Annotated in this window: 2 protein-coding genes; one reads left to right on the top strand and one right to left on the bottom strand. The window is 36.0% G+C overall.

All coding sequences use genetic code 11. The features are described from left to right. Positions 1–262: 262 nt before the first annotated feature. Positions 263–2,545, top strand: coding sequence for an AAA family ATPase (locus tag OZD62_RS02305; RefSeq protein WP_275019350.1), 2,283 nt, complete (start codon positions 263–265; stop codon positions 2,543–2,545). 1,102 nt (positions 2,546–3,647) lie between these two features. Here OZD62_RS02305 and ltrA read toward each other — a convergent pair. Next, positions 3,648–4,823: group II intron reverse transcriptase/maturase (ltrA, locus tag OZD62_RS02300; protein WP_275019346.1), on the bottom strand; the 1,176-nt coding region annotated here is incomplete at its 5' end.

Raw genomic sequence — 4,823 nt, 5'->3', positions numbered from 1 at the left:
ACAGAATAAAAACTAAGTGGTTGACATGGTGAGTAAAATGTAGTAGAATTATAATAGAGTATTTTTCCTTAAAAGAAAGAAGATACTAAAACCTCACTTTTCACCTGAACTGACTTCCTTTACTTGTTAATATATTTTTCAAGCTTTGCCAAGAGAACCCCCACCGTAGTTTTTACTTACATAATGAAAGAGTAAGACCCCAATCAAAACAGCCTTACTCAAAAACCTTTCAAACGCTTAATCTTAAAAGGAGTTCCAACTTATGGTACAAGATTTTTTAACTGATGTCAAACAAAAAAATACTTTAAATGATGAATATTATGATTTTAATAATACTGTAGAACCATTAGAGCAATTTGATGTAGAAGAAATAAAAAGACAACTATTATTAAACATAAGATCATGCCTTTCTTATTTATTCCCAAGGGGAACTTTTCATGGAGATGAATTCCGAATAGGTGATGTGCATGGTAACAAAGGACAAAGCCTCAGAGTAGCATTAACTGGTGGAAAAGCCGGACTCTGGCAGGATTTTGCAACTGGGCAGAAAGGTGATGTTCTTGATATTTGGGCAGGTGCACAGGGAAAAGATACAAAGAGAGACTTTTGTGAAGTGATGGCCTCTATAAGTGAATGTCTTGGATATAACAAGAAATGCGCAAAGGCTGACGAAGACTTCGAGAAATTTATTACCCACAGTTGGAATTATTATGATGAAAATGGTCAGGTCATTGTAAAAATTTATCGTTCTGATCCTCCTAAAGGAAAAAAGCAATATAAGCCTTTTGATGTTAAACAATCTCGGTATGGTGCGCCAAAAGTAAGACCTCTCTATAACATACCAAGTATTTTAAAGTCTGATAAAGTTGTTCTGGTTGAAGGGGAAAAATGTGCAGAAGCGCTGATAGAACAAGGTATCACAGCAACAACAGCAATGTCTGGAGCAAACGCACCAATTGATAAAACAGACTGGTCACCACTTAAAGGTAAGCATATTATCATTTGGCCAGATAATGATGAAGCAGGTAATAAATACGCAAAAAATGCTGAAAAAAAGCTTTTAGAGATCGGAGTTGCATCACTTGCTGTGCTTGAAATTCCTCGAGGTAAGCCTGAGAAATGGGATGCTGCTGATTGTGTAGAGGAAGGTATAGATGTCAAAGAGTTTTTAGCTTCAACTCCGTTGCTTACTATTGATACTCCAGCTACTGATACTTCAAATATGAAAAGTTTAGAAAGATCCACAAAACAGCCACTTAACATTTTAGATTGGAGTGCAGAGCGCTTTGTAGGTCCGGTACCAGAGCAAAAGTTTCTTGTTGAAGGTCTATTTCCTTTAGGTGTTACTTCAATAATAGCAGCAATGGGAGATACAGGCAAAGGTATGCTTCTTCTTGACCTAGCGCTTAAGGTTGCAAGTGATAAGGATCAGATGTGTGGCTTTGGTTCACTTGTTACTGAACATGGATCAGTAGTGATTTTTTCAGCAGAAGATGATGCAAGTGAGATACACCGCCGCTTAGAACGACTCGACCCTAAGTGTGAAAGGTTGAAACATAAAGATAAATTATTTATTGTACCACTGCCAAACGTCAGAGGATCACTTACAATACTCAGAAATGTTCGTGGTAAAATCGTCGAAGTTTCTCCTGAATTCGAATCCGTAATGAAACAGCTCGAGGAAATTAAAGATCTGAAATTGATAGTATTTGATCCACTTGCTTCATTTATCCATGCAGATATAAATGCTGATCCTGCTGTAGGGGATTATCTAATGTGCTTATTATCTGATTTAGCATGTAGTACTGGAGCTTCGATAATTACTGCTCATCACATGAGAAAGCCAAAAGGAGAAAAACCAATATTAACTGCTGAACAAGCACGCGATGCAATTAGAGGTACCTCTGCTCTTGTTAATGGTGTTAGATGCTCATACGCTTTTTGGCCAATAGAAAATACAGCTAGGCTAGAAATCTTTAAGGCAGTAGGAGAAACACCAAGACAGAATGCTTTGTTTCATGGGGCAGTTGTGAAGGCCAATGGTTTAGCTGATCGCACTGTAAGAACTTACCTAAGAAATCAGGAAACAGGGCTACTAGAAGATATAACAATACAACTAACAGTTAAAAATGCTAGTGAAAAAGACCTTAAAATATGTCTTACTGATGCAATTACACGATCTGCTGTTGCAGGACACCCATTTACTCACACAGGAAGCACAGGAGTATATAAACAACGGCATAGGCTACCTGAGATTTTCCACAGTATGGGAAGAGATCGACTAGAGCGTATAGTTCAGGAACTTTTACAAGCAAAGCAGTTAGTTAAAGGAATGTCTACAGGTGCAAAAGAGGATAAGTGGCTTGACATTCCAACTGGACCATTTGCTTGTGGTATAGGAAAGTTCACTCTTGGAGCTGAAGATTTTAGCTATAGGCAAAATTTAATGTTAGGATCAGTCTTTCTTTATGGGTGGCTCTTTAAATATTTTAGAGTTGCCCTATTTTCTCTATTCAATCTACCATCTACCATCTACTCAATCTAACTTCGGAGCCACAACCCTATTATAAGTTATGATTTCAATTAAAAAGGGATAAGACATCAAATGGTTGAATTATATTCCTGATTCCTTGGTTACTAAATAAGTAATGAGAAACTAGGAAGCTAAAGATCGCTTGAATCCTAACCTTTTGCCCTCTATTCCTAAAAGTGTTCCTAGTTATTATGTGTCTGAAGTCAGCCAGTATAGCGGATTCTGCGTTCCTAAAACCCTTATATATTATATATATATAATAGTAATAAATAATAATAGATAATATAAAATAATAGATAATATAAAATAATAGTAAAATACAAATAAAGTACAATAACTTAAATAGCAAAAAGAAAGAAGTCCAGAAAGGCTGCCACAAAATATTATTAAGATATTTACATTTAATGAAAAATACAATTAGTGCGTTTTTAAAAGGCTCTTACTCTCATCTTTTTTTTATGCTGATAAAACTCAAATAAACGTTGGTCTGCTAATGCGGTTTTAAAACGATTCTACGACTTCAGGGTACAATTATACCACCAAGACCTAAGTTGCTCATGTAAGGTAGCTTAAAAATCGATTATGAGGCATTTCTAAATTATTTTTTATCTCAAATTTTTATTTATTACAAAAAACCCTAAAGCTAGTCTATCATGTTTTTTTGTTGGTTGCAAAGAAAATTTTTCAAAAAAGATTGAACAACTTGTGGTGAGTATAAGGGGTTAATGGAGACTATATGAGAATACAACAACTTTTATTGCAAACCTCTGAGCAATTGATTGCAAAACTCTCAGTGATGAAACAATCTTTATCAGCAAATTGTAGATGAAGCTAAAGGAAAAAAGTTTGAAGTTACTGCCATAGAAGAAGAGACAGAAGCTCGTGAAATTTGATTGCTGCTTAAAATGGAGACAAAGAGCAAAGTTTATTTACGTCTCCAACAGAAAAGCTTCTTTTGTAGTAGTCAAAAAAAGCAGAGATATAGGGCTTTCTGAAGGGAGGGGGGCTGGTAGAGACTCATGACCTTGAAACCAGCGATTTGGTCTCATAACCATAGTCTCCCCAAAAGAACCGTGCTTGCGGATTTCCCGCACACGGCTCCACAATACAGCGTTCACACTAGTGCTCCTGTGTATAAAGAAACATATACCTTTGGTTTTGGTAATGGATTTACTTTTAAATAGTGTATAAATTGTTCCCAATCCATACTTTTCTTTTGACTACGTCGGTTTATCCACTTAAATGCTAACTTTGTTACCGGTCGATAGAATTGAATCAAACACCGATAATTTCCGCTAACTCCGAAGTAGCTATAGTGTCCTGTTAGTTTGGCTTTAAGTTTCTGCCACCAATCTTTGAGACAGATACGACTTCGTACCATCTTCAACCATTCTTTGATTTCTTTAATCTTTCTGGCTAGGCTTATTTTTGAAGTTTTCTGCTTCATCATAAGTTTACCATTACGACTTTTTCCACAATAATGTGTAAATCCTAGAAAGTTGAAGCTAGCCGTCCTACGTTTCTCTCTTTCTGCTTGATACCATTCTTTCTTACCAAACTTTACTATTTTTGTTTTATTTTCAGCTATTTCCAACCCAAATTTACTTAGTCTTTGTTTCAGTAATTCTAGAAATTCTTTTGCGTCTTCTTCCCTCTCGCAGCCAACTACAAAATCGTCGCAAAACCTTATTAGCTGTAAATATCCTCTGGCTTTTGGCTTAAATTTCTTTTCAAACCATAAGTCCAGCACATAGTGTAAGTATATATTAGCTAATACAGGGCTTACTATACCACCTTGTGGTGTGCCTTGATCGGTTGCTTTATAACATCCAACTTCGACTATTCCTGCCTTTAGAAATCGTTTTATTAACCACAATAAATTTGGGTCAGCTATTCGTTCCCTTAGACAATTCATTAGCCATTTATGTTGAACATTATCAAAGAACTTCTTGATATCCACTTCTACAATATAGTTAATTGGTTTGTGCATAACTGCTTTATCTAGAGCGTTTATCGCCTGATGACAATTTCTTCCTGGTCGAAATCCATACGAGCTGTCCATAAAGTTTGCTTCATAAATATTTTCTAATATCTTCTTTAGCATTACCTGTACCAACTTATCTTCCGTTGATGGTATTCCGAGACCGCGCTTCTCTTTGCTCCCGGCTTTGGGTATGTATACCCTTTTCACTGGTAGCGGTTGATATTGTTTTCTCTTCATACTTCTAAGAAACTTCCCATTAGTTATTCCTGTTGAACTAAGATATAACCGAATTCCTGTGCCTTTTTG

The sequence above is a fragment of the Wolbachia endosymbiont of Drosophila seguyi genome, assembly GCF_028981765.1.
GTDB classification, from domain to species: domain Bacteria; phylum Pseudomonadota; class Alphaproteobacteria; order Rickettsiales; family Anaplasmataceae; genus Wolbachia; species Wolbachia pipientis.
Note: the sequence above shows the minus strand (reverse complement) of the source record. Positions and strands in the feature narration are given on the sequence as shown.

Excerpts from the sequence above, each read along its gene's own strand:
- OZD62_RS02305 (WP_275019350.1), top strand. The coding sequence starts at position 263 with ATGGTACAAGATTTTTTAACTGATGTCAAACAAAAAAATACTTTAAAT.